The organism is Acetobacter estunensis, from assembly GCF_011516945.1.
Taxonomy (GTDB): Bacteria; Pseudomonadota; Alphaproteobacteria; order Acetobacterales; family Acetobacteraceae; genus Acetobacter; species Acetobacter estunensis.
The window spans coordinates 52,988-78,679 of sequence record NZ_WOTH01000002.1 but is presented as its reverse complement, the minus strand read 5'-3'; the positions used below and the strand labels follow the sequence as shown (position 1 = coordinate 78,679).

At 57.9% G+C, this 25,692-nt stretch carries 27 protein-coding genes; 11 read left to right on the top strand and 16 right to left on the bottom strand.

The window, feature by feature from the left end:
- Window positions 1-154 precede the first annotated feature (154 nt).
- On the bottom strand, window positions 155-1,030 hold the full coding sequence (locus GOB87_RS01525) for a bestrophin family protein (protein WP_166312782.1): 876 nt from the start codon (window positions 1,028-1,030) through the stop codon (window positions 155-157).
- A 417-nt stretch (window positions 1,031-1,447) separates the two neighbouring features.
- Between GOB87_RS01525 and GOB87_RS01520 the strand changes: the two genes are divergently transcribed.
- Both GOB87_RS01520 and GOB87_RS01515 read left to right on the top strand, forming a co-directional pair.
- Window positions 1,448-2,026 (top strand): YqaA family protein, encoded by a 579-nt coding sequence (locus tag GOB87_RS01520; protein ID WP_166312781.1) that lies wholly within the window; start codon window positions 1,448-1,450, stop codon window positions 2,024-2,026.
- A gap of 280 nt (window positions 2,027-2,306) precedes the next feature.
- Entirely contained in the window at window positions 2,307-4,805 is a 2,499-nt protein-coding gene (locus GOB87_RS01515; protein WP_166312780.1) for an HWE histidine kinase domain-containing protein, read from the top strand.
- Between the two features lie 27 nt (window positions 4,806-4,832).
- On the opposite strand, the gene GOB87_RS01510 is transcribed toward GOB87_RS01515, so the two are convergent.
- Window positions 4,833-5,816 (bottom strand): zinc-dependent alcohol dehydrogenase family protein, encoded by a 984-nt coding sequence (locus GOB87_RS01510; RefSeq protein ID WP_166312878.1) that lies wholly within the window; start codon window positions 5,814-5,816, stop codon window positions 4,833-4,835.
- Between the two features lie 179 nt (window positions 5,817-5,995).
- On the opposite strand from GOB87_RS01510, the gene GOB87_RS01505 reads away from it, so the two are divergent.
- Complete coding sequence (locus tag GOB87_RS01505; protein WP_166312779.1) at window positions 5,996-6,343, top strand: DUF3147 family protein; 348 nt, start codon at window positions 5,996-5,998, stop codon at window positions 6,341-6,343.
- 48 nt (window positions 6,344-6,391) lie between these two features.
- On the opposite strand, the gene GOB87_RS01500 is transcribed toward GOB87_RS01505, so the two are convergent.
- The 6 genes from GOB87_RS01500 to GOB87_RS01475 all read right to left on the bottom strand — a co-directional run bounded on the left by GOB87_RS01500 (window position 6,392) and on the right by GOB87_RS01475 (window position 11,546).
- Entirely contained in the window at window positions 6,392-8,617 is a 2,226-nt protein-coding gene (locus GOB87_RS01500) for a TonB-dependent receptor (protein WP_166312778.1), read from the bottom strand.
- Between the two features lie 102 nt (window positions 8,618-8,719).
- On the bottom strand, window positions 8,720-9,211 hold the full coding sequence (locus tag GOB87_RS01495) for a DUF2946 family protein (protein WP_166312777.1): 492 nt from the start codon (window positions 9,209-9,211) through the stop codon (window positions 8,720-8,722).
- A 111-nt stretch (window positions 9,212-9,322) separates the two neighbouring features.
- Entirely contained in the window at window positions 9,323-9,859 is a 537-nt protein-coding gene (locus tag GOB87_RS01490) for a DUF2147 domain-containing protein (RefSeq protein ID WP_264805501.1), read from the bottom strand.
- A 58-nt stretch (window positions 9,860-9,917) separates the two neighbouring features.
- A complete protein-coding gene (locus tag GOB87_RS01485) occupies window positions 9,918-10,379 on the bottom strand; it encodes a DUF1178 family protein (RefSeq protein ID WP_166312776.1) in 462 nt (153 codons plus the stop codon).
- 13 nt (window positions 10,380-10,392) lie between these two features.
- Window positions 10,393-10,656 carry a glutaredoxin 3 gene (grxC, locus tag GOB87_RS01480; RefSeq protein ID WP_166312775.1) on the bottom strand — a complete coding sequence of 88 codons (264 nt, stop codon included), beginning with the start codon at window positions 10,654-10,656 and terminating at the stop codon, window positions 10,393-10,395.
- A 95-nt stretch (window positions 10,657-10,751) separates the two neighbouring features.
- Window positions 10,752-11,546 carry a ComF family protein gene (locus tag GOB87_RS01475; protein WP_166312774.1) on the bottom strand — a complete coding sequence of 265 codons (795 nt, stop codon included), beginning with the start codon at window positions 11,544-11,546 and terminating at the stop codon, window positions 10,752-10,754.
- 85 nt (window positions 11,547-11,631) lie between these two features.
- Between GOB87_RS01475 and GOB87_RS01470 the strand changes: the two genes are divergently transcribed.
- Window positions 11,632-12,507: a methyltransferase domain-containing protein gene (locus GOB87_RS01470; RefSeq protein ID WP_166312773.1), complete on the top strand. Its 876-nt coding sequence runs from the start codon at window positions 11,632-11,634 to the stop codon at window positions 12,505-12,507.
- Between the two features lie 24 nt (window positions 12,508-12,531).
- Here the strand turns inward: GOB87_RS01470 and GOB87_RS01465 are convergent, their stop codons facing one another.
- Window positions 12,532-13,137, bottom strand: a complete 606-nt coding sequence (locus tag GOB87_RS01465; RefSeq protein WP_166312772.1) for a glutathione S-transferase N-terminal domain-containing protein — start codon at window positions 13,135-13,137, stop codon at window positions 12,532-12,534.
- 226 nt (window positions 13,138-13,363) lie between these two features.
- On the opposite strand from GOB87_RS01465, the gene GOB87_RS01460 reads away from it, so the two are divergent.
- The 6 genes from GOB87_RS01460 (at window position 13,364) to GOB87_RS01435 (ending at window position 19,839) form a co-directional block, all read left to right on the top strand.
- Complete coding sequence (locus GOB87_RS01460) at window positions 13,364-14,050, top strand: phosphoadenylyl-sulfate reductase (protein WP_166312771.1); 687 nt, start codon at window positions 13,364-13,366, stop codon at window positions 14,048-14,050.
- Window positions 14,051-14,075: 25 nt separating this feature from the next.
- On the top strand, window positions 14,076-14,870 hold the full coding sequence (gene cysD / locus GOB87_RS01455) for a sulfate adenylyltransferase subunit CysD (RefSeq protein WP_166312770.1): 795 nt from the start codon (window positions 14,076-14,078) through the stop codon (window positions 14,868-14,870).
- 20 nt (window positions 14,871-14,890) lie between these two features.
- The gene (gene cysC / locus GOB87_RS01450) at window positions 14,891-16,771 is read left to right on the top strand and encodes an adenylyl-sulfate kinase (RefSeq protein WP_166312769.1); all 1,881 of its coding nucleotides are present in this window, start codon (window positions 14,891-14,893) and stop codon (window positions 16,769-16,771) included.
- 266 nt (window positions 16,772-17,037) lie between these two features.
- Window positions 17,038-18,531 (top strand): ArnT family glycosyltransferase, encoded by a 1,494-nt coding sequence (locus tag GOB87_RS01445; RefSeq protein WP_166312768.1) that lies wholly within the window; start codon window positions 17,038-17,040, stop codon window positions 18,529-18,531.
- Entirely contained in the window at window positions 18,531-19,247 is a 717-nt protein-coding gene (locus tag GOB87_RS01440; RefSeq protein ID WP_166312767.1) for an NAD-dependent deacylase, read from the top strand. The genes GOB87_RS01445 and GOB87_RS01440 overlap by 1 nt, the downstream gene beginning before the upstream one ends.
- Window positions 19,240-19,839, top strand: a complete 600-nt coding sequence (locus GOB87_RS01435; protein WP_166312766.1) for a uracil-DNA glycosylase family protein — start codon at window positions 19,240-19,242, stop codon at window positions 19,837-19,839. The genes GOB87_RS01440 and GOB87_RS01435 overlap by 8 nt, the downstream gene beginning before the upstream one ends.
- Here the strand turns inward: GOB87_RS01435 and GOB87_RS01430 are convergent.
- Window positions 19,836-20,543 carry a MarC family protein gene (locus tag GOB87_RS01430; RefSeq protein WP_166312765.1) on the bottom strand — a complete coding sequence of 236 codons (708 nt, stop codon included), beginning with the start codon at window positions 20,541-20,543 and terminating at the stop codon, window positions 19,836-19,838. The two genes, GOB87_RS01435 and GOB87_RS01430, sit on opposite strands and share 4 nt — an antisense overlap.
- A gap of 157 nt (window positions 20,544-20,700) precedes the next feature.
- On the opposite strand from GOB87_RS01430, the gene GOB87_RS01425 reads away from it, so the two are divergent.
- Window positions 20,701-21,087 carry a DUF4112 domain-containing protein gene (locus GOB87_RS01425; protein ID WP_166312764.1) on the top strand — a complete coding sequence of 129 codons (387 nt, stop codon included), beginning with the start codon at window positions 20,701-20,703 and terminating at the stop codon, window positions 21,085-21,087.
- An 18-nt stretch (window positions 21,088-21,105) separates the two neighbouring features.
- Here GOB87_RS01425 and GOB87_RS01420 read toward each other — a convergent pair whose 3' ends face one another.
- The 6 genes from GOB87_RS01420 to GOB87_RS01395 form a co-directional block, all read right to left on the bottom strand.
- Window positions 21,106-21,816, bottom strand: a complete 711-nt coding sequence (locus GOB87_RS01420; RefSeq protein ID WP_166312763.1) for a YoaK family protein — start codon at window positions 21,814-21,816, stop codon at window positions 21,106-21,108.
- 121 nt (window positions 21,817-21,937) lie between these two features.
- Window positions 21,938-23,293, bottom strand: coding sequence for an AtzE family amidohydrolase (locus tag GOB87_RS01415; protein WP_242006092.1), 1,356 nt, complete (start codon window positions 23,291-23,293; stop codon window positions 21,938-21,940).
- Window positions 23,293-23,481 (bottom strand): DUF4089 domain-containing protein, encoded by a 189-nt coding sequence (locus GOB87_RS01410; protein ID WP_166312761.1) that lies wholly within the window; start codon window positions 23,479-23,481, stop codon window positions 23,293-23,295. Before GOB87_RS01410 ends, GOB87_RS01415 begins: the two co-directional genes overlap by 1 nt.
- Window positions 23,482-23,509: 28 nt before the next feature.
- Window positions 23,510-24,295, bottom strand: coding sequence for a nucleotidyltransferase domain-containing protein (locus GOB87_RS01405; protein WP_166312760.1), 786 nt, complete (start codon window positions 24,293-24,295; stop codon window positions 23,510-23,512).
- Window positions 24,296-24,434: 139 nt separating this feature from the next.
- Window positions 24,435-25,448, bottom strand: a complete 1,014-nt coding sequence (moaA, locus tag GOB87_RS01400) for a GTP 3',8-cyclase MoaA (RefSeq protein ID WP_166312759.1) — start codon at window positions 25,446-25,448, stop codon at window positions 24,435-24,437.
- 46 nt (window positions 25,449-25,494) lie between these two features.
- Complete coding sequence (locus tag GOB87_RS01395; RefSeq protein WP_166312758.1) at window positions 25,495-25,674, bottom strand: DUF3553 domain-containing protein; 180 nt, start codon at window positions 25,672-25,674, stop codon at window positions 25,495-25,497.
- Between the last annotated feature and the right edge of the window lie 18 nt (window positions 25,675-25,692).

The window sequence follows — 25,692 nt, the reverse complement described above, 5'->3', positions numbered from 1 at the left end:
TACTTTCCATCAGTCGTGACAGACCACCTGTGTCTGCGTTCAACCACACCTCCGATATCAGACGAGTGTGACAGAATGGTAATGAGGGTCAATCGGCAGATGACAAAATGTGCGATCATCTGATCGTGATCGCATAGGGGAACAGGACCAAAAATCAGAGCTGAATGCCGTTTTTCACCGGGATGGGAGGCAACGGTGCGTCTCCGATGGATTGAAGGAGGTCGGTCTCGATGCCACGGGCCATGGTGGCCATTGGAAGTGCATGAGGAGACGCCCTGAACGGCTCCTGAAGATCACCGCCCATCTTATCGAGCACCACAAAGAGCACCCCCACGAGTGAAGAACCCAAAGGCGTGAGCCAGCCGAGAGTCTGCACGGCCGAGATTGGCAGGACAATGCAGAACACATTGGCCAACACGCGGGGAACCGCCGAATATTGAATGGGAAGCGGGGTCTTTCGGATACGTTCAAGTCCGCCTTGGGCATTGGCCAGATCGGAGAGGATACGGTCGATCTGGCCATGGAGAGCGCCATCGATTCCAAGCCTAGTCGATTCTTCCGTCACACCACGTCCCAGTTCGAGCAGGATTCCATTGGGCTGATTGACCCATCCATGGATGCGCTGCGCCATTTCGGACGGCAACAGTCGCGCGATATCCTCCGACGCATCAATTTCTCCCAATGCCTGTCGCAGGGCGTGGGGGTAGGCGGCCATGGCCCGCACAAGATCCTTGCGCCCACCAAGAATGGTGACAACCTGCCGGCCAAAGGAACGGGAATTGTTGGTAACGGCACCCCAGAGCGTCCGGCCTTCCCACCAGCGGGCATAGGCGGAGTTGTTGCGCACGTTCATGAACAGCGCGATGGCCGAACCGATCAGGGACAGGGGCAGGCCCGGGATTTCCATCCATTCCTGATGAAAGAGCTGGTAGAGAACCACGACAGCGAAGTCCCATGCGGCCAGAAGCACAAGCGCTCCCATGCTTTCGCGCATGAGCACGAGAAGGCCGATCCGTTTGTTGACGATCATCCTGTCCGGTTACTCCCAAGCGGATAGTGCGTGCCCAGAAGTGTTTGCACAGGGTTGAAAGCGCGACAACGGAGCGGGTCGATCACGTCGCAGGCAACACATATTTTGTCATCATCTCTCATGATGAAAATCAGCCTCATCAGAGGACCATGATGTTTCGCGTGAAGACGGATAGTGTGGATTGAAATGAGACGATATCTCGGTGTCGCGCTGTATAGTCACGTCTTCGAGTTGGCATAATATATCTTATGCGACTTTCAGGTGTCAGCGCCGTTTACCTCAAGAGCCTGATAGTCTCGCCCTCTACGAACAGTTCAGCAGACCGACAATCTGGAACCCTTGCCGCGTGGCGGACCGAATGGCATTGCTCCCGGGTCATTCAGTTCGTCTTCATGTCAAAAAGGATGCCTGCCTGTCATGCTGGATCGTCTTTATGCGCGCGTGCGAGCGCACGCCGCCGGACCGCAGGCTCCCTTCTGGCTGGCGCTCCTTGCCTTCTCCGAAGCCAGTTTCTTTCCCATTCCGCCCGATGTCCTGCTGATTCCCATGACTCTCGCCAATCGCCAGCGTGCCTGGGTCAATGCGGCGATCGCCACCGTGGCGAGTGTGGCTGGCGGTCTGTTGGGCTGGTATATTGGCGCTGTTCTCCTTGCGACAGTCGCGAAACCGATCGTGCATTTCTATCACGCTGAAGGCCGATTGGTGGCGCTGCAGGAAATGTTTCGTAAATGGGGCGTGTGGATCATCATGATCAAAGGCCTGACGCCCATCCCCTATAAGTTCGTCACCATCGCCAGTGGAGCGGCCCACTTCCCTCTCCTGCCCTTTATGGTAGCCAGTCTTGTCACACGCGGCATCCGCTTCTTCCTGATAGCCGGTCTTCTGAAGCGCTATGGCGCCCCTATCGAAAGCTTCATTGAGCGACGTCTGCCGTTGGTTTGCGGCGTCTTTGCCGTGCTTCTGGTGGGTGGAATAGTGGTGATGGCGCATCTGTGACGTAAAACTGCCCAATGCTCAGATATTGCATGTGTCGGACACGCGGTGGAACGTGATATCACTTTTCCAATTTCTCATGGCTGCTATGACAAGGAAATAATCACCGTAATCTTCGACTTCATGAGCCGGTTCTCTTGGCAGCATACTTTAAATTTTTAACCGCCCTCACCATTTGCACGGAAAATTGTGAGCCAGCGAAATCGGAAGAGCATTGCATGAACGGCTGGAGGGCTTTGTGAAGATAATGGCGGCTCCTGAACCCACGCGAGCACCTTTTCACATGCCTGCGGCCACGATCCGGCCTGCGTCTGTACGTATGCTGGTGCAATCGGGCGGCTGCCTGTTGGCATTCAATGCCTCAACGCTTCGCCTCCAACGGAGTTCGGCCAATTCCGTTCTCTTTCTCGCCAACCCCTCTCTGTCTCTCGACGCGGATATTTCCACGTGCATCGGCTCTTCTGCTGCACAACGAATATGCGCGACGATCAAGGAACAGCCGTCGAGCCACCGACCGGTTCTTCTGCTGGGTTTGGCGATGGGACCGCGGCATATCCCCTGCGATGTGGCTCTGCATATCGTAGGGTGCGAGTTTGTTCTGGAATGCTTTCGTGCTGGCGCGCCGGAGCTTAACGGCCGTTTGATCGGCGCACTGCGCAATGCGCTTGAACGTCTGCGGGAACCTGAGAATCTACAGGGACTTCTGGATGTCGCCGTAAAGCAGGCGCGCCTCATAAGCGAATACGACCACATCCTGCTCTACCGCTTCGACCGGAAGGAGCGGCCCGTGGTGGTGGCCGATGCCTTCAGGAGCGGTCTCGCAAGCCTGCGCGGTCAGTACATGACGGAAGACGATCTTCCGCCATCTATCCAGACACTCTATCGCCAGACACTCATCCGCGTGATCGAGGATACCGAAGCGCCCGAGATTCCGGTGCAGGAAAGCTCCGGCCTGCCCGAGTTCGATACGTCTTCTCTCATGCTTCGCTCCGTTTTGCCTGCCGGACGGGTCTATCTCGAAGCCTGCGGCATCAAGGCGACGATGCTTCTTGCTCTGGTCGTGGATGGACGACTATGGGGCATGCTGACCTTCCGTCACTATGAACCTCGCCCCGTCAGCATGGACGAACGCGCTATCGTGCGTATGTTCGGAGAGTATGTCGCGCTCCAGATTGCGGCCGTCACACGCACCAATCGCCTGCGGATTGCGGAACAGGCGCACGATTTCCTTCATCATTTTCTCCATAGCCAAACCGACATCGCAAGCGTGCCGCGTCGAATCCGCTCGGAAGTCGAGCGGTTCGCTCACTTCGTGGAATGCGATGGCGTTGGCGTGTGGATGGATGGCACGTGGGCCACTCATGGGCACGCTCCGTCCGTGGAAGCCGTCCCTCGACTCCTTGAATGGATGCGTGAATCCGATTCAGTGGGAACGTGCTCTACGGATTCTCTGCACGATGATGCGACCGAACTCCTCCCGGCCCTTCCAGATTTCGCAGGCGTTATGGCCATTCCCATTGCAACAGGCACGAAAGATTGCCTGTTTTTCTTCCGTCGGGAACGGGAGCGTATCGTCAATCTGGCGCCCCTTGGACGGGATCCGCAGAAAGTAAGCGGTTTCCTTCAGGAGCACGTATTTGGTTACGCGCATCCTTGGACCACAGAAGATCAGGAAGCCGCCACCCAGTTGCGCGCCGCCATGATGGAAATCACAGGCGCCTATCATCAGTTTCTGCTGCGTGAGCAGGCTGAAGCCGAACGACGCCAGAAACTCGTCAACGAGGAACTCACACACAGGGTCAAGAACATTCTGGCCGTGGTCCAGTCGCTGGTCAGCCGCCCCGCTCCGGAAAACCGGCCTTTCCGTGAACATTTCACGACATTACGGGAACGGATAAACGCCTTGGCCTTCGCCCATGACCAGATCATGGGTGAACAGGGCGGCAGTTCCCTGCGCACTCTTTTCGACGTGGAACTGGCGCCCTACCAGCTCTCACCTGAGGCGGTCACACTCAACGGACCGGATCTGTGGATGGAGGGTACAGTACTCTCCATCATGACGCTGCTGATCCACGAACTGCTCACAAACGCCGCCAAATATGGCGCGCTTGCCACCAATGCGGGCCAACTGGTGGTCGAGTGGTACCATGATCTGGCCAGCGATATGTGGCATTTCTGCTGGAGAGAAACCGGCGGACGGCCGATCCGCACCCCCATCCGGCAAGGGTTCGGATCCGTATTGCTCGAACGTGCGATACGGCATGAACTCGGGGGGACGGCCACCCGAGACTTTCTGGCTGAAGGTGTGGTTATCCACCTTGCCGTGCCGGCACGCTTTCTTTTGCAAAGACCCATTGAAAACACACAGAAAAACAAGCCTTTACCTGCCCCTTCCCCGGCCTCGTCCGCAAAAAAGATTACGGGCGATCTGAAGGGACGCAGGGTACTGGTTGTGGAAGATCAGATACTGATTGCCATGGAAACCGAGGACATCCTCCGCGATCATGGCGTAAACGACGTCTGCACCGCAGCGTCTGTCAGTGAAGCACGGGCGTTTCTGACCGACATGCACCCCGATATTGCCGTGCTGGATCTCAATCTGGGTGAAGGCACTTCGCTCGATCTGGCCGTTCTTTTGCGCGCGCGCGGCATACCGTTCATTTTTGCGACCGGTTATGGCAACCGCGGTGGCATACCGGACGCCTTTGCCGATGTCCCTCTTGTCCACAAACCCTACACGGGCAGCGGATTGATCAAGGCGCTCCAGACGGCCTGCTGTTAAACGCAGGAGCGGAGCGCCTATTCATCATCATGGAACCAGAACGGCAGCTCCCTCGAACCGACCATGTCGGAGATCGTCCAGCGCCTCATTTGCCTTACGCAGAGGATAGGTCGTCGTGCTCACCTTGATGCCGATCTTCGGTGCAAGTGAGAGAAAATCGATGCCGTCCTGACGTGTAAGATTGGCAATCGAGACGATCTCCCGCTCTTCCCACAGAATGTCATAGGAAAAGGCCGGAATCTCGCTCATATGGATGCCGGCGCAGACCACGCGGCCTCCTTTGCGGATGGCTTTGAGGGCCGCAGGCACCAAAGCCCCAACAGGCGCAAAAATGATGGCGGCGTCCAACGGCTCCGGTGGAAGCTCATCGGAGCCACCCGCCCAGACCGCTCCAAGCGAACGGGCGAAATCCTGCGTTTTCGTATCACCCGGGCGCGTAAAGCCGTAAACTTCGCGCCCCTGCCATTTCAGAACCTGCGCAATGATGTGCGCGGCGGCACCGAAACCATATAGACCGATTTTCTTGCCATTTCCCGTGTGCGACAAAGAACGCCAGCCAATCAACCCGGCGCAGAGAAGAGGCGCCAGCGAGACATCGTCTCCCTCCTCCCCCAAAGGAAAGGCGTAACGCGCATCCGCAACCGTCATCGTGGCATAGCCGCCATTGCGGGTGTAGCCGGTGAAGAGAGGATGATCGCAGAGATTCTCTTTGCCTTCATCGCAGTAATAGCAATGGCCGCAGGTGTGCCCCAGCCATGGGATACCCACCCGCTCCCCAATCTTGAGATCGGTCACACCGGAGCCAAGCGCATCAATCCGTCCAACAATTTCATGTCCCGGGATGATCGGCAGTTTCGGATGCGTCAGATCGCCATCCACCACATGCAGGTCTGTACGACAGACACCGCACGCCCCCACCTTCACACGGATCTGCCCCGGACCGGGCTGCGGATCGGGTACTTCGACCCATTCGAGCGGCGTGCGGGGCTTTGAGAGCTGCATTGCGAACATAACGACCTCGGCAATCGGTTCGGACAATGAAGAACAGCATACGCCGATCCGACACTGCGTCTAATCGTTCCGTGCGTTTGTCGTGTCGTGACAGGAATGCACCGACAGGCCAGCACCGCATTCCGTTCTCAAGGGAAGACAGTGTAGGCTTATCTTTTTCAGTTATCTGTCAGGGCCACATGTTCTTTCTTTTCAAGGTCGTCCTGTCCGGCCTGATGATCGCGCTGGCTTCCAGCATTGCGCGACGGTTCCCGGCAGCGGGCGCTCTTGTCGCGTCCCTTCCCCTTGTGTCCGTTTTCGGAATGCTCTGGCTATGGCTGGAGACGCACGACGCGCAACGCATGGAAACCCATGTCTTCGCGACGTTCTGGTACGTCATTCCCTCTCTTCCGATGTTTCTGCTCATTCCCTGGCTGATGAAACACGGAACAGGATTCTACGTCGCTCTTCTTCTGGGCTGTGTTCTGACATTTGTGCTCTACCTGCTGACCATGCACCTCGTGCGCCGAATGGGCATGCCGTTGTGAGGGAGGCAACGAACGCCGTCTCCCTCACGAACACCGCAACACCAAGCGTCAGAACGAGGCCGTCAGGCTGACGTTGAAGGACCGGCCCATTCCGGCTACCGGCCCCAGTGGCAGGCCGGTGGCCTTGTAATCTCCGATCCCGAGCCCACCCAGCGGTAGATAGTATTTCTGGTTGAAAATGTTCTCGATGCTGGCATCCAGCAGGAAATTACGCCACCGATAGCTGCCACCAAGCCCCAAAAGTGCATATCCCGGCGTGTGAGGTTCGGCGCGCACCCAGTCCACCGTGCTTTTGCGCTTCACAAGCGTGACTTCCACACGACCGGACCAGTTGTGCCATGTCTCGTGCAGGCTGATCGAACCGTTGGTGGGCATCTGCTGATAAAGACCGGAGTGATTGACCAGATCCTGCCCACGTACCCAGTTGACGTTCGCCCGCAATTCACCTGTGCCGTAAGCTTCGCTTTTCCACAGACGACGACGACCCGAAGCATTGATTCCGTAGCTCTGGGCATTGTGATTGACGAACTGGAGCTTCTGTCGTCCGTCCGAGAACGAACCGATCCGCATCACGTTGATGTAGTTGTGCGTGTAGGTGTAGTACGGCTGCACCTTCACCTCCCACGCATTGTCGGTCGGATCATGCCAGGTCACGGTGACGCTTGCCGTATTTGCCACCTCAGGAGAGAGGTGGAGGTTGCCAACGTAACCGTTCCCATCCCCGAACCAGCCGATCATGCTGCTTGTCATGCCGCCGCGCCCCCAAGCGTATCGTTCGTACATGTTGGGAGAGCGCGTCTTGCGGGCATAGCCTCCCTCGATCGACAGGCTGTCGAGCGGCTTCCAGCGCACAAGCGCCGTCACATCGAAATTGGTGTCCGTGCGGCCATGTTTCTCGGCATTGAACGCGCGCGCAGCCGCGGCATCCGCCATCGACATCATGCCGGTCCAGGAATAGGGAGAGACATCGCCCGTATTCATCATCACCAGATCGTTGCGAAAACCAAGTTGAGTGGAAAGACGCGGCAGCCAGCGCGCGTCCCATTCCACGAAATGACCGAGACGATCACGGTGCCCATTGTTGATGTTGTGCAACGTGTTCGGCCCCATCATCATGCTGCCGGGTAGAGCCGGCCACCAGTCATTGAGGCCGTTGTGGTCGAATTCGCTGCCGAGCTTGAGCGTGTGTGACGGACCTAGCGGAATGGTGGCTTTCAGCGAATAGCCCACGGAACGGGCGTCCGTGTTCATGGGCATACCGGTGGTGGCGGTATGGCCGCCCTTGTCGTTCATCATGTTCATCACATGATCGACGCGCTGCCACCATGCGCGGGCATCCAGCGTGCCCCAGTCGAACTCCCCCTTGTATTTGCCGTTCACGTAGGTCGAACGGTTGTTGGTCATATCCATCCACTGATTGGGAAAGCCTTCGTAGGGAATATCCTGCTGACCGAAGGTGATGGACGCCAGATGGTTATCCTTGCGAAAACCGGCCGTCACCGCGTGGTTGAAGGTGAGGTAGCTGGTGGAGCGGACCTGCCGCCCGCTGCCGCCCGCACGATAGTTGCTCGCATGGGCATAGGAGCCAGTGTAGCGCAGGCTGAACATGTCGTTGGCAACCGTGAGAGAGCCGGATGCGCCCGAGCCGCCCCCATTGCTGCGATAATCGCCCCGCACATGACCGGTCACAAGCAGCTTGCCATCGGACGAGAAGATCGGATCCCGCCGCTCGACCTGAATGGTGCCGCCAATACTGTCGCCACCGATGCTGACGGGCGTGATTCCCGCGATGGCGACGGCCGTGGACACAGAATCAGGGTCCACATACGACAGAGCCGGATTCATGTGATTGGGACAGGCCGCATCAATACGCATGCCGTCCACGATGGTCGCCACCCGGTCGTCGGCCATGCCGTTGAGAACCGGGAGCGCCGAAACGCCGCCTGCCGAATAACTGCTGAACCCCAAACTGTGACGAAAGAGATTGGTGGTGTCCGGACTGTGCTCGGACGACTTGCGAATGGCCGTGACGATGATGTGTTCGACCTTACCGGACTCCGCCGCCTTCGGAGCGCTGTCCTTTCGGGCCGACACCACCTCTTTTGCGGAAGAATTAGGTGTGGAGGCCGTATTGGACAGAAGCTGAACGCGATGCGTCGTCTCAGCATGAGCCGGGATAATCAGAAACACGAACAGCGGTACGCAAGCGCTTACGACGCCAAGCGACCCGATCGACAGCGCATGGCCGCCGCGGGAAGAGATGAAAGCAGACATGAAGGTCTGTCCTGATGCGGGCGTGAAAACTGGTCACGTCCCACTTCCGGACAGGCGCGCAAACGCCCGCCCGGCAGCATGGCCGTGACGAGGAAAAGCACGTCAGATCAGGATGGGAGGTCCGGTCGCTGGCGGAACGGCCAGCGTGAAGGCGGGCGGCGCGCGTGGCTGACGATGCCGACGCCGCATGGCAAGCCACGCCGAGGAAATACTGGGAAGGAAGACGAAACTTCCCACCAGAACGCCAAACAGAAGAAGCAGCGGGCACAGAGGGCAATCCGCATCGTGCCCGCTACCGTGATCATGCTCGGCATGATCGGCTGCCATCATCGCATCGTGAGATGACGGCTCCATGCTCATGTCATGATGAGAATGGGCGTGGGACGCGAGAGAGTGATTAAGAGCGGGCGACGTGGAAACACCCGCAACAGAGCCGATATCGATTCCCGTCAGCCGCAGGATCGCTCCACGCGGCGTATCTCCGGGCAGCATCACTCCCTGAAGGGCGATCTGCCCCCAGAAGCCGATGAGAGTGAGCGCCACGATCAGCCATTTCAGACTTTTCGAGCGTGCTGCATGAAACGAAACGGCCATGATGCACAATAGGGCTGTTGCCCTCGTAACTCCTCTGTTTTCCTTCACTCAGGGCGACGCCGAGCCGTCGGTTTCAGCCGTTGCCCATGAGTGGCGACAGAAACAACGATTTCAGTTCTGCGGCAGACGACAGCCTGGACCGATCTTGCCCGTATAGCGGGTCCACGTCCGGGTTTCCCCCAGAAGCGGGATCATGACGTAGCCACGCAGCTTCAACACACCCGGCTCCGGCGACCATATCTGCGCCTGATAGACATTTCCCGTATCCGGATCGAGAATCTTGCCGCCCAACCGCTCGGATTTTTCTTCCTGCGGACGGAAGCCGGTCAGCATGACAAGGTTACACTCGGACTTTCCGTCCTTGCCGGTCGGAACCGGCTCGTTATCCTTGTAATCCAGTCCGACAAGCGTGCCGCAGATGGCATCCCCGCACGGCGCGATACGAAAAGCGCCATCGTGCTTCTCCGTGATCCACACACCCTGCACATCCTTGGTGGGATTGCTGTTTGCCGCAACGTCCTGAGCATGCGCGGGAGGCGTCAAGGCGCAAGCCGCCAGCAGAGTGACCGCCACGAGAGAGCGCCACATTGCAGCGGCTGGAATCATTCCCGTCCGTTGTCTGTCTTTTACGAGAACAGAAGTGGTCACGTCTCTGCCTTTCCAGTTTGTCCGGCCATCGTGCCGACTCTCATGTCTGTTTATCAGACTATCCGTCTGCGCGAGGCACCCAAGGAAGACGCTGCACGGCTACGCCTTCTTCTTCAAGCATCTCACGCTGGTCTTCCGATATGTCGCCGTAAATCCCGCGCTCCTCTGCCTCCCCCCGGTGGATGCGCAGCGCCTCATCGGCGAACCCATTGCCCACGTTTTCGCATGTCGTTTCCACCTCATGCCGTAAACGCTGCAGGAGAGCCAGAGCCACATCGGGAATTTTGCCATCCGTTTCGACAGGTTGCGTTGCGGATGGAGCTGTTTTTTCCTCCTTCGGCGGTGCTGAACTGCGGGCCGTTCTAATGCCGGGCGCCATGAGCGCACGATCCACCCGCGTCGTACCGCACAGAGGACAGGATAGCAGTCCGCGCTGAGCCTGCTCCTCGAAGGCGTCAGAGTTGCGGAACCATCCCTCGAACTCGTGCCCTCCTTCGCAACGGAGCTGATAGTGAATCATGAAAGCTCCGCTCTCAGCCAGCCTTCAACAGGGCGTCGAGTTTACCGCTGCGCTCCAATGCAAACAGATCATCGCAGCCCCCGATGGGTTTGCCATCGATGAAAATCTGCGGAACCGTCGTCCGCCCCCCCGAACGGCTACGGGATTCCTCACGTTCGGGCGTGCCATGCGGCGCATTGATCTCGTGAAAAGACGCTCCCTTCTGTTTCAGAAGGTTCACGGCCCGGATGCAGAAGGGGCAGCCCGGCTGGGTGTAGATCTCGATCCGTTCGCTCATTGTGCCGGTTTCATTCCTCAAAAGCGTCGATTGGTTGAAGGAAGATCATACTCATTTCTGCCTGTCTGTCATACGCCCCAGACAGAGCCTTTGCTTTATTGCCGCATTGATTCCGGACGCGAGACGTCTTCCTGCGGGTCCGGCTGTGTGCGTGCGGCCGCCAGAAGCGAGACCGATGCAACGCCATGCGCCAGCAGAACCTGCGTGCAGGCGGTGGCCGTCGCCCCGGTCGTGAGAATGTCGTCCACCAACACGACATGCTGATCTTTGAGCACCGCCACCCGCGACGCCCGTACGGTGATGGCGTCTTTCATCTCCTGCGCTCTTGCCGTTGCGGAAAACTGTGCCAGCCGTCCGGTAGCGCGTGGACGTTGCAGGGCATCCACCAGCACGGGCACATGCGTCAGCCGTTCCACGGCTCGGGCGAGCAGCGCGGCCTGATTGTATTTGCGCTCAAGAAGCCGCCGCCAGTGAACCGGCACCGGCACAAGCCAATCCGCTTTGGCCAGAATGTCATCTGCCGCCCGGGCCATCTGCCGCGCCAGAAAGGCAGCGTTTTCCGTCCGGTCCGCATATTTCAGGGCAAGGATCAGATCGCGCGATCCTTCGTCATACACATAAGCCGCGCGCCCATGGGACCATGGCGGTGGATGCAGTTCGCACGAGACACAACGCGCATCGGCCCCAAGATGTGCGGCGGAAGGCAGCGGAACGCCGCATTGATCGCAGCGAGGCTGTCCGATCGGATGAAGTCGCCCGAAACAGGTCGCGCACAAGGCGCGGGGCTGGTCGATCTCGGTGCCGCAGATGGCGCAGGTGGGAGGCAACACCAGATCGAGCGCGAACCGCCCCACCTTACGGGCCGCTTTCCATAGCCGGCTCTGCTCCATTTTCACTCCTCGACCATGCACAATTCCGCCAACTGACGCTCCACCTCTTGGCAGAATGTTTGAGCGGGCGCACATCCTGAAAGACATGTCCGAGCCACACCTCACCTTTGACCGTCACGCCGTGCGCCTGCACCGTGACCGCGCAGCCCACACGCTTGATGGCGTGCAGGATGTTCTCGACGATGTTGCCGCTCGCCTGCTCGACCGCCTGGATGATCTGACCCGCCGTTTCCCGCTGGCGCTCGATCTGGGTGGACGCCGCAGCACGATTTCCGGCCTTCAGGCGCGCGGGATTGAGGTGGTCTGTAGCGATCTCTCATTGGCTCTGGCCCGGCGTAACCGCATCCCGGATGTGTTGTCCGTATGCGCCGATGAAGAGTTTCTTCCTTTTGCTTCCAACAGCTTCGATCTGGTGGTGGCCAATCTGTCGCTGCATTGGGTGAACGACCTTCCCGGCACCCTGCTGCAGATCCGTCAGGTGCTTCGCCCCGATGGCTTGCTGCTCGCCAGCGTTCCGGTTCTGCCGACTTTATCCGCCCTTCGAGAAAGTCTGGGCGAAGCCGAGCTTGCTGTCAGCGGAGGGGTTTCGCCCCGCGTCTCCCCACTCCCGACGCTGCGGGACTGCGCGGCACTGCTCCAGCGAACGGGATTTGCCCTTCCAGTCGTGGATGCGGAGACCATCGACATTCGCTACCGTTCCGGTCTGGCTCTTCTGCGCGATCTGAAAGCAACAGGCGAGAGCAATGCCGTCAGCCTGCGTGACCGACGCACACCCTCCCGACTGCTTTTTCCCGCTGCGCTGGACATGCTCTCCAGCGAACATCAGGATACGGATGGCACCCTTGCCATGCCGCTGCATCTGGCCATCATCAGCGCGTGGGCGCCAGCTCCCACTCAGCCCCAACCGCTGGCACCCGGCGCATTCACGACGTCTCTGCGCGACGTTCTGGAAAACGAGTAATCGTCCCGTCGCGTTTCGATCCCGTCAGGAAAGCCCCTCTTCCTTTCGGGCCGCAACAGCGGCCGGTCGCGCCATCACACGGGCCAGCAGCGTACTTGCTTTCCTGTAAGGACCGAGATCGATCTTCAGAGGTCCTGTCCATGAAAGAATCACACCGGCATACGCATCGGCCTGTGTAAAACCGGCGGCGAGCCAGTAGTCACCCGTGTCTGGAAGCATGGCTTCGAACTGTCCCAGCCGCCGCTTCACGGCAGCCAGAACTTTTTCCCGGGCCGCGCCTTCAAGCGTGGAATCAAAGAGCCCGCCGATGGCCGAATGCAGGTCGCCACAAAAGCCAAGGGCTTCCTGCAGACGGGCACGCTCCAGCGAGCCGTAAGGCGGATGAAAAGCCTCAACGGCCGAATGGTCACCGATATATTGCAAGATGGCGGGGTTTTGGGTGATCACGACACCGGGTTCGATTTCAATGGCCGGAACAGCGCCGCGTCCGTTGATTTTCAGATAATCCTGCCCAGTTTCCGTCTTCTTCGTCGCCAGATCGACCCGCTCCAGCGTGTAGGGCAAACCTGCTTCGCGTAGAATGATGTGGGAGGCCAGCGAACAGGCTCCGGGAGTGTAGTAAAGTTTCATGCTATCCTCCGTCATTGAAGGCTGGACCGTCCATGATGACAGCCACCTGTATGGACCTTGGCATGAACGGGGGGACAAGGCACGCCTTCGATAAAACGATTTGAAATAGTGGATTTTTTGAAAAAACACCTAGGAAATCCGTGAATAGCCTCTTGCCAGTGGGGTTTTCCTCCCCTACATGACCGGGAAATCACGGATTTTGGTTGTATAACAGCAGGGGCGTCCCATGACCGTTACCCAGCAGCAGATCGAAGCGCTTCGCGACGTCGGGACCGATGCCCACGCCGTTCTCGCCGCCGCGCGTCGGGTTCTGCCCGGGCAGCTTGCCATTCTGTCCTCTTTCGGAGCGGAATCTGCCCTGCTGCTGGCGCTCGTGGCGGAAACCGACCCCGATCTCCCCGTGCTTTTTCTGGAAACCGGGATGCATTTTCCCGAGACCATCGCATACCGTCATGAACTGGCGAAGACATTGGGTCTTACGAATGTGATCGATGTGCGTCCTGCTCCGCGTGTGATCGAAGACCGGGATCCGGAAGGCCAGCTCTGGGCTTTCGATCCGGACGCCTGCTGCCGCCTGCGCAAGGTCGAACCTCTTGATACGGCCACCCTGCCCTATCCCGCTCTTGTGACGGGCCGCAAGCGCTCCCAGTCCGCGACACGCAAACGTATGGAAATCATCGAACCCGATGATGGTGGCCGGATAAAGATCAACCCCCTCGCCGAATGGACAGCCGACGAGATCAAAGCAGAGATGACGCGCCGCAGTCTGCCTCCGCATCCATTGGCGGCGAAAGGCTATCCTTCCATCGGCTGCGCTCCCTGCACACGCCCCGTGGGTGAAAACGAAGATCCGCGAGCTGGTCGCTGGGCCGGGCTTGCCAAGGTTGAATGCGGCATCCACAAGCCGACCTGACAGAAGAGAAGAAAGGTTCCGCACCATGGACCATCTCGATCAACTGGAGGCGCAGAGCGTCTTCATCCTTCGCGAGGCGTATCGCAAGCTCAAGCCGCTGGCCATGCTGTGGTCGCTTGGCAAAGATTCCAACGTCATGATCTGGCTGGCCAAAAAGGCCTTCATGGGGCGTGTGCCGTTCCCGGTCATGCATGTGGACACGGGCAAAAAATTCCCGGAAATGTACGCATTCCGAGACGAATACACCAAAAAGTGGAATCTCGATCTGCTCTTGGGCGACTGTCCTCCTGTCGAAGAGATGGACCCCACGTTGCCGCCGGCCGCCCGCTCTGCCGCCCGCAAGACCGCCGGTCTCGCCACCATGATCGAGAAGCACAAGCTTCAGGGCGTGATCGCCGGCATCCGTCGCGATGAACAGGGCACGCGCGCCAAGGAGCGTGTGTTCAGCCCGCGCGGCGCGTCCCATAAGTGGGATATCCGCAACCAGCCGCCCGAGTTCTGGGACCAGTACGCCACCCCGCATGAAGACGGAATGCATATCCGCGTGCATCCGCTGCTTTCGTGGCGCGAGATCGACATCTGGCGTTATGTCGAGCGCGAAGGCATCCCGCTGGTCGATCTCTATTTCGCCAAAAACGGCGAACGCTATCGTTCGCTCGGTGATGCCGACATTACTTCTCCTATCGAGAGCAACGCTGCCACGCTGGCGGACGTCATCACCGAGTTGGAGACGACCAAGACGTCCGAGCGCGCCGGTCGCGCCATGGATCATGAGTCGGAAGACGCATTCGAGCGGCTACGCGTCGCAGGTTATCTCTGAGAGAGGCTGGAACTGACATCATGAGCGATACTCTTACCGCCACCCGCCTCGACGCCGCAGATCGCGAAGCCCTGCTGGATTCCGCAACCCCGATCGTGATCGTGGGCCATGTTGACCATGGCAAATCCACGCTGATCGGCCGCCTGCTCTATGACACCGACAATCTGCAGGACGGCAAAGTCGCGCAGATCGTTGAGTCTTCGAAAAAGCGCGGCCTAGCCGTCGAGTGGAGCTTCCTCCTCGACAGCCTTCAGATCGAGCGTGATCAGGGCGTGACGGTCGATTCCACGCGCATTCCCTTCCGCATGGGCAACCGCCAGTTCGTCATCGTGGATGCCCCGGGACACCGCCAGTTCCTGCGCAACATGATCACAGGTGCCGCGGACGCTGAAGCCGCCGTTCTGGTTGTGGACGCCAATGAAGGCGCGCAGGAACAGACGCGCCGTCACGCCATGCTGCTGCGTCTGATTGGCATCCGTCACATCATCGTGCTGCTCAACAAGGCCGATCTGCTGAACTTCGATGAACAGAAGATCAAGACTGTGGAAGCGTCTGTGACGGACCTGCTGGCGCAACTCGGCCTGACGCCTTCCCTATTCGTCCCGGCTTCGGCCCGTGATGGCGACAACATCGCCAGCCGTTCGGAGCGTTCTCCGTGGTATACGGGGCCGATCCTGACCGAAGCGCTCGCTGCGGTTCCCAGCGGCAATACGCGCGCAGCGCTTCCTTTCCGTATGCCTGTGCAGGACGTCTATCGCTTTGAAGACGTGCGCTATGTCGCCGGGCGTGTCGAACGTGGCGTTGTGCGCGTGGGCGACACGCTCCAGATCGGCACACAGGGTAGCACGGCCCGAGTGAAGGAAATCGCCCGCTGGCATGCCGCCGAACGGCCAGAAGCGGAAGCGGGTGAATCCATCGCCCTCGTGCTTGAGCCCGACGTCATTCCGGCTCGTGGGGATCTGCTTTTCCTGCCGCACGAAGCACCTGAAAAAGCAGCCCGCATCCATGCGCATATCTTCTGGCTGCGTCAGGAACCTCTGCGGGCAGGCGAAAGCTTCCGTCTGCGGCTGGCCACGGCGGAGCATCAGGTCACTGTGGCGTCCATCGATTCCGTCATGCGACTGGATGACCTAACGGAACAGAAGGCTGAGGAAGTCGGTCCGGAAGGCTTTGCGCAAGTCACTCTGGTGGCGGGCGAAGCCATTCAGTTCGACCCGTTCGCCCCCGGCACGTCTGACGGCCGTGGTGTGCTTGTGGACCGCAACCAGCGCATCGTTGGCGGTGCGCCCCTGCTCGGTCCTGCGACCTTGGACGGCAAACATGCCATCCATCCATCAGGTGGCGAGCTTGACGCTCAGGAACGTGCACGTAGCAAAGGGCATGCCGCGCGTGTGGTCTGGCTGACCGGCCTTTCGGGCGCTGGCAAGAGCACGATTGCACGTCTGGCGGAGAAAAAGCTGTTCGCGCGCGGCATCAATGCCTGTGTGCTGGATGGTGACACCCTGCGCATGGGTCTGTGCAGCGATCTGGGCTTCACCGAGGCGGACCGTCATGAAAATGTCCGTCGCGCGGCTGAAGTTGCGAAAATCCTTGCCCACACCGGGCAGGTGGTGATCGTGGCGCTGATCTCGCCGCTTGCGGCGGATCGCGCGCTGGCGCGCAAGATCATTGGGGCCGAATTCGACGAGGTGTTTGTCGATACCAGTCTTGGTACCTGTGAACAGCGCGATGCCAAAGGACTGTATCAGGCGGCGCGTGCTGGAAAGATCGAAAACTTCACGGGCATCAGTGCGCCCTATGAAGCACCGACAAAGCCCGATCTGCATATTCAGGCAGACAAGGCGACGCCTGAACAGAATGCCGATGCACTTGTGAATCATGTGCTGAACGCAATTCACTAAAAAGCACCGATGTTGAGGATGGATGGAATGTCCATTCGTCCTCAACATTACGTTTTTTATTCAGAAACGCCGAAACTATTTTCGATCTGCGCTGTTGGGTTGGAAATTGAGATAAAAAGACGACTTCCGTCACGAAAGTGGCATCATATAAATATCATCTGACAGCATCATTGCTCAATAATACACTCTATTCGTTGCAATAGACCGAAAGAGCGCCTCATGCTTGCAAGTTCTTTTTCCGCTATCAGGATAAAGAGACGATTGTGATGCAGCCTCATCCTGATTGCCGGACAACACGAGTAAAAATCGCTTTTCTTCTGCTGGCCTTCGCCATTCTATGCCGCTTTCAGACATTTGGTAACCCTCTCGTCCATGTCGATGAAGAATTTTACCTCTTTGTCGGCGGACGTATTTTGCAAGGCAATATCCCTTATGTGGATATCTGGGATCGAAAACCAGTCGGCCTGTTTCTTCTTTATGCTTTTTTCCATTTATTCGGCCCCTACCGCATCTGGGTTTATCAAATCGCGGCACTGTTGAGCGTCTGGCGCACTTCTTTTCTCATCATGAAAATGGCCCGAACGATTGCCCCTCTTGGGGGAGCTATCGCTGCGGCGCTTCTTTATATCTGCTGGCTCGAACTTTCTGGCGGAGAAGGCGGACAATCCCCGGTCTTTTATAACCTGCTCGTTGCCACTGCCATGGCACGGGTCGTGTTTCAGGTTCTTCTCCAACCGGCCGGTCCTGCACATATCCGTCGCACCGGGCTTGAAGCCATGGCGCTCTTTGGACTGGCGTTGCAGATAAAATATACTGTTGTTTTTGAAGGCATTTATCTCGGCTGTTTTCTTCTTTGGTATGACCGCAGAATAGCTAGATCGTGGATATCCACTCTTCTGGACGCCAGCCTCTGGATCGGAGTTGCCATTCTGCCCACCGGTTTGGTGGCCGCTTTTTATTATCTGGAGGGGCATGGCCAAGAGTGGGTATTCGCCAATATCAATTCCATTTTCCTTCGATCGGAAGGACCGACCGAACTCGTTCTCAATAATATAAAACATATTGTCGCCGTTGAACTTCCTCTAATATTGGGAGGGATCTTGACGTATTTCACGATACCAAGGGTTTCACGATATTCCGTACCAGTGTGCTTTTTCGAACTTTGGGCGGCATCCTCCTGCCTCGGTCTTGTCGTCTTTGGCGGGTGGTATAATCACTATGCTCTCCCCACCTTTCTTCCACTGGCGCTGATCAACGCTCCCCTATGGAACCGGACCAATGGGCGTATCGGGCTTGTCAGCCTCATCGTAATGGGAACGATCTGGGGGGAGAAAAGGCTGGGTGATTATGCGAGACGACATGGTGACAGACACACCATGGAAGAATTCATGCAGGTTTTGTCAAAGCCTTCCGGCTGCGTATTCGTCTACGAAGGGCCTGTGGCTCCCTACGATAGGGTGCCGTGGTGTCATCTCACAACACACCCCTTCCCCGGCCATTTCCATCAGGCAATGGAAGCGCAGGCCACCGGGATGAATCCTGTTACAGAAATTCAGCATGTACTGATGCAGAAGCCACGCTATATCTTCATTGAAAAAATCGGACCCGATGGCGAAAATACACGCACACGGTCCCTTCTGATGGAAGAACTCAACCGGAATTATCACATCGTCTATAGTCGAAAAATGTCAAAAAAATCCGAAAATGCGCTGCAGATATTTAGTCGCAACACAGAGTTCTCGACACGGTCGATCCCCTGATGTCGCGTATCGTTATCCTTACAGGCGCGGGCATCAGTCGGGAATCCGGACTTGAAACCTTTCGCGATGAAGGCGGCATCTGGTCCCGGGTCAGGCTGGAGGATGTCTGTACACCACAAGGCTTTGCCCGCGATCCTACTTTGGTGGATAACTTCTACAATCAACGACGTCGCGAGTTACAAACCGCCCATCCTAACCCGGCACATGAAGCCTTGGCTGCATTGGAAAATGCTTATCATCCCAGCGAAGACGATGCTTTTCTGCTCGTCACGCAGAATATCGACGACCTACACGAACGTGCCGGTTCCCGAAATGTCCTGCACATGCATGGCGAATTGAAGCGGCTACGTTGCTCCACCTGCGGCATTACGTTCCATTGGGAAAAAGACTGTCATCCGGAAACATGTTGTCCGGCATGTGACCAACCCACTCTGCGACCAGATGTCGTCTGGTTCGGCGAAATGCCCTTGCATATGGAGCGCATTCTTTCGGCCATTGCACGTTGCGATCTTTTTGTAGCGATCGGCACCTCCGCCACCGTTTATCCGGCAGCAGGTTTTGTGGAACAGGCGTCCGGACACGCTCATACCGTCGAACTCAATCTGGTTCCTTCTGGAAATGCCGTGCTTTTCAATGAAGCGGCTTATGGCACCGCCACTCAGATCGTGCCGCGTTTTGTCCAGAACCTCCTACAGGAGGGCCATGTTCATGAGTGATGAAACACTGGCAGCTCTTTTGAAGCGGATAAAAGCCTGCACGGCCTGCGCCGCCCATCTTCCCCTGGGACCACGTCCCGTCCTCCATGTCTCGCCGCGCGCACGACTGCTGATCGCCAGTCAGGCACCGGGCACAAAGGTCCATGAAACCGGCATTTCCTTCAATGACGCTTCTGGGGACCGCTTGCGAAGTTGGCTGAACATGGATCGTTCCACTTTTTACGATCCGGAGAAAGTCGCGCTGGTTCCAATGGGCTTCTGCTACCCCGGTCGCCTACCACAGGGTGGAGACAGGCCGCCCCGCCGTGAATGCGCACCTTTATGGCGCGAAGAGGTGCTCGCTGAGTTGCCCAATATTCGCCTTACGCTGCTCGTGGGAGCTTATGCGCAGGACTATGTGCTTGGTGCAGGCCGTGTGTCGGATCGGGTGGCGCATTTCCGGGACTATCTCCCTCAATTTTTCCCTCTTCCCCATCCATCGTGGCGAACTGGGGCATGGGAGCGGAAGAACCCGTGGTTCGGAGACGAAGTTCTGCCCGCCCTGAGGAAAGAAGTGCGGCTCGCCCTTGAGCAACCAGTCACGCCGGTCTAATGCGCAGCCAGGCCACTCGAACGTATGGCCTCCTGCATGAAACCGATCACTCCACCAGCCATGATCTGCACCCCGATCGCCATCAGAATCAGGGCCGCCAGACGGCTCAGAATACGTGTGCCGGTCACACCGAGCATGGATGTGAGACGCTCCGCATAAGCATAGGCCACCCAGACCGTCACGGCCGAAGCTGCTGCTGCAATCGAAATACCCACGCCATATGCGAGCGAATTTCGACCATTATCCCCCGAACTCAGAGCGATCGCAACCGACATGGTGCCCGGCCCCACCGTAAAAGGCATGGTGAGCGGGAAAAATGCAATATCGCGCCAGTTGGGTGAAGAGACCGGCGTGCCGTCATCCTGCATGATCTGGCTTTGCCGTTTGTGCTCGGTGTCTTCGGGGCTTTGCAGCATCACCCAGCCGCCACGCGCCACAAACAGGCCGCCTGCCAGACGAAGGGCATTGATGGTAATACCGAAAAAGCCAAGCAGCAGGCTACCTGCCCAGATGGATACCATCAGAATGCTGAAAGTGTAGATCCCCACCAGACGCGCCAGATCAGCGCGTTCTTTTGCGGTATGGTCCCCCGCCGCCTGCAGAAAGATGATTGCAGCGCCCAGCGGATTGATGATGGAGAAAAAGGCCGGATAGGCCAGAAGGAAACTGTCGCGAGCGACCGTGACCGAAGCAGGGAGATACATTGTCCGATGGGATCCCGATCCTGGTTCGACCAGCTTATGGAATAATGATGAACGTAGGCGTAATGGCCTAAGCCGCGTCCCCATAACAGACTTGAATCGATTCCGCATCAAGCTTCTTGTGCAGAAAATACAGGCCTCCCATGTTTAAGGAATGAACATGAGCACCGCTTTTCACGGCGACATTCTTCCTCCTCTCGGAACGGACACACTGCAACGTGTGGCACGTCTGCGGAAGCTGGCATGGCTGCTTGATGCGGCGTTGAAAATCCCGGGCACGCGGTGGCGATTTGGGGCGGACGCCATTATAGGGCTACTGCCAGTGGGCGGCACACTGGTCATGACAGCGATCTCCCTTTTCTTTGTATGGGAGGCGCGGCAACTGCAAGTGCCGACACGTGTTCTTGGAAAAATGCTTCTCAACATCATCGTGGAAGCTGGACTGGATTTTGTGCCAGTTGTGGGAGACGTCGTCGATGTCGCTTTCAAGGCCAATCTTCGGAACGTGGAACTTCTGGAATGTTACTTCGGCATACGTCCGAATTAAACGAACCGAGCAAGGAATTCAGCTGTTTTGGCGATCCGCTCCAACAATGACCAAGGCAGCAAGAAACAACGCGACGAACACCAGAAAATAGCCGTGCCAGCGCGTATAGAAAACAGCGCCTATTGTACCGCCAATCACGAAAGACAACACGATGGCAGCGTGAAGTCTGAGCTTTTCCCGACTGTCTCGCCGCTCCTTGGAATCGAGAGGAACAAAGCGTCCGCCAAGCCAGTCGGCCAGTTCCGTGCCGATATCCGTCAGAAGACCCGTCACATGGGTGGTCCGAACACGTGCATTGGATATTCGGGTGACCGTCGCATTCTGCAACCCCATAAGAAAGCTGAACCCATAAACCATGACCGGTTGAGTATTTTCTTGAGGATGGATGATGACGAAAACACCCAAAGCCGCAAGTAAGCCGGCTTCCAGCATGATGCTCCACGCATGGATGGAACGCAGCTCACGGCGGCGACCGGCATTCATCAGTACAGTGGCCAGAAAAGCTCCTAAGACAAACGTGCCAATGAGAGCCGCAACCAAGAGAACGTCTTCTATCTTTCCCTGCTCAAGCGCAGAAGCAATGATCGAGACATTCCCCGTCATGTTGGCAGAATAAAATCCTACTGCCAGAAAACCTGCGACATTGATGCTGCCAGCAACGGCCGACAAAGAGCAACCGAGCTTTAGATCGGCTGTCGAATCTCTTTCGTCTCCCTCATGCCAGAGCATTGGGCGCCCTTCTTTCCTCAATCAGAAGCGGCAAGGAGACCACCTCAACGCTGACTGATTCGTCATGACATGCCGAGCATCTAATTCCTGCGCTTAGAAACAGAACGACAAAAATCCGAAATCAGCTTGTCGCAAGCGTGAGATAGCCCAAAATACCAGCCTGTTCGAGTGCACGTGCTGCCGCGAAAAGCACATCTTCCCGGCCGGGAGCGGCAATAAGCTGCACGCCCACCGGAAGTCTGGGTTCTGCGTCATTGGGATGAGGCGCCAGCGGAGCCGCCAGAACCGGCATCCCTCCAAGACTGAGAGGCTGGGTCAGAATGCCCAGATTGGCGCGAGCCGGAACAGATTTGCCATCCACAAGAATGGTGGAGGCGTTGATACGTGGAGCAACACCCGCAACAGTCGGAGCGATGAGAATATCCGTTGTTTTGAAAAGCTCACGCAAACAGTTGCGAAAAGCATTGCGTAATCGCTGGGCCTGAATGAACGCTGCTGCGGGTAGAAGCGCTCCCGCCATCAGGCGATCACGGGTCGCGGGATCATAATCCATCGGACATTTACGCAGTCGCGGGAGATGAAGATTACCGCCTTCGGATGCAGAAATGACGAATGCCGCTGAACGGGCCCGCTCCACCCCGGACAGCTCGATCTCGTGGGAACTGCCGAAAAAAGCCATGATCCTGTCGAGCCCTTCCAGCAACGCAGGCGGCAAATCATGGGCGAACCATCCTCCCAGACGCGCGACGCGAAAGGACATGACATCGTCGATATCGGCGACGGGGGTTCCACTCATCGCCTCGAATACACAGCGGAGGTCCTCCGCGCGCGCAGCCAGCGGCCCTACGGTGTCAAGGCTAGAGGCAAAAGGATACACGCCTTCCAGCGGCAATACGCCCTGTGTCGGGCGAAGACCCCACACGCCGCACAGAGCCGCTGGCACACGGATCGAGCCATTGGTGTCAGAACCAAGTGCAAAAGGCAGAATCCCGGTTGCCACGACCGCCGCCGAACCACCGGAAGATCCACCCGCAAGCCGGGTTGGGTCATGAGGATTGAGCGTTGTGCCGTAATGCGCGTTTTCCGTCACGAATCCGTATGCGAACTCATCCATGTTGAGTGTGGCAACGGGAATGGCCCCGGCCGCGATCAGACGCTGGATAACTGCGGCGTCCCGACGGGCCGGGGGATTTCCCTTCAGCACAACGGAACCCGCCGTGGTCGTAATCCCCTCCAGATCGAAGAGAGCCTTTACCCCGAATGGCACGCCCGCAAGCGGTCCCACCTGATCGCCATCCTTGATGCGGGCATCCACCGTGTCCGCCATGCGAAGGGCACGCTCGGATAACAGCCGCGTCGTGCAATGCCACGCATGATCGCGCGTTTCCAGTTCATGCAGCGCTGTTTCAACGATCTCATGTGCTGACTGGATGCCGAACCGCACACGATTGGCTGTCGCCGTAAGCCCCCCGCCCATCATGGCGTAAACACATAAGCGGGCGTGCAATCATCGGGAAGAGATACACTCTCCACCAGATCCACATGCGTTCTCAAAAAGGCCAGATTGGCCTGAACACCCGGTAGACAGGCCACGGGAATCGGAAGATTGACCTGACGGGCGAGAAGCCGCACTTCGGTGATCTGGTCCTGTTCGGTCTCGCTCATCTTATTGTCCTTCCTATCCGCAATCCTATCAGCCGAAGCGACGAACCGTATCGGCAAACAGCCGGTCGAATGGTTTTGCGGATGTTGCAACACCAGATGGCAACACCAGATCTTTCAACCGTTTCTGCTCGGCCTCCATGAACACCTCGGAATGACGCGAAGGCGGCAATGGAATGCTCAACGGACTCTCAGCCTTCTTTTGCACAAGCTTCATAATCTCTTCGTGTAAGTCGGCATCCATATCGTAACAGAGTTCCTGGAAATCCCCTGGCAGTGGGCCACGTCCATCAGCAATCCAACGGGCGGACAGGGTCGCGCGCAGGGCGGTAAAATACTGATCCAGAAGAATGGTGTGACCAAACGGCCATCCCTTGACGGTACTCACACCTTCATCCAGTTGGCGTCGGAACTCCTGCCCCGGCTGCCAGCTCCGACGCTGCAAGGCTTCGAGACGGGAAAGAAGATCCTCGTCCGCGCGCCACGCAATGGCGCTACGCAACCACGCTGTTGCACCGGGATTTTCATTTTTCATGGCGCGAACAAGACGCCCGATATCCCAACCCGTGAGCGTAAAATCATCCGATACTGGCAGATCGACGCTGTCCGCGCCGGGAGTGAGGCGCAGATACCAGTCGAGCGAATGAACGAACACGAAATGAATGCGCCACGGGCTGTCCTGTGAAGGCGTGCCAGCGCCCCGCGCCCCTGACTCAAAGGCCAACACGATCCGTGCCTCAAGCGAGTCTTCGATTTCCTCCAGCGACCGCTCGACGATATCGCGGATGACTGGCGTAACTTTGGTGTTCCCGTTCATTCCTGCCTCTTGTCCCGAGTCTCCATCATTCAACACGGGACTCGTTTCCAAAAACCCAACATTCAGTGCCGAATGTGCTTCCACGCCAGTTTCCGGGGCGGAATGGATACCGTCAACCGCATGACCGACACATGCCGGATCAGCCTCCCGTCACATTCATCAAACGGGTGGGCCCGCGCACATCCTGCCCCTCTTGGGGAATGAAAAAATCATGACGGGCCGGCTTGAAAGCAAGCGCAAGATTGATGGCCGTCAGCAGATCGTCGTCCGTCCCGCCTTCTCGCAGGATCCGACGAAGATCGACCGCGCCATCGGACCCGAGGCATGTGTAAAGCTGTCCGGTGCAGGACACCCTTACCCGATTGCAGGTCGCACAGAAGTCGTGACTTAGCGGGGTTATAAACCCCAGACGACGACCGGTTTCTTCCACCCGCATATAACGCGCAGGTCCCGCACTCCGATCCGTCAGCGGAACAAGATGCCACTTCTGGGCAAGATCGCGGCGAACCTCTCCCAACGGAAGATAATGTTCGGTGCGATCATCTCCCGTCTCGCCCATGGGCATGGTCTCGATGAGACACAGATCTGCACCGACTTCCCCACACCATGCGATGAGGCGGTCCAGTTCATCGTCGTTCACACCGCGCATGACCACCGTGTTCACGCGCACTTCCAGCCCCGCTTCACGCGCAGCATGGATGCCCGCTATCGTTCTTTCCAGCGTGCCTCTTCGCGTAATGCTGGCGAAGCGCGCCGGATCGAGTGAATCCATGCTCACATTGATGCGGCGCACACCCGCCGCTCTCAATGCGGTGGCATGCACCGGAAGCTGCGTACCATTGGTAGTGAGAGTGAGTTCATCCAGCTTTGCCGGAGCGCTGCCTGTTGTCCAGCGCCCAAGTTCCCGCACAAACCCGTCGATCCCCCGCCGGACCAGAGGCTCACCTCCCGTCAGACGGATACGCCGCACGCCCCGGTGGATGAACACCGTGCAGATGCGATCAAGCTCAGCGAATGTAAGGACATCGTCGCGGGGAAGAAATTCCATCTCCTCCGCCATGCAATAAAGGCAGCGCATATCGCATCGGTCCGTAACCGAGACGCGGAGATAGGACACGTGTCTGCCCTGGGAGTCGATCAGACCGGACTGCATTGGTACTATATATGCCCGCAACCGACCCACGGCAAAGCCGGAAGTGTCAGATCACCTGCAACGTCACAACACGGGCATCGAGCACCACCTTGCCCATGTGCTCGAAATTGACGGTCACGCGGGATCCGATGGCGGACTGAACCTGCCCGTCACCCCATTGAGGGTGATCGGGATGCCGGACCCATTGGCCCGGCTCCAGAAAGGAGCGAAACGTATCATCACTCATGAAACGCCACTCCTTTTC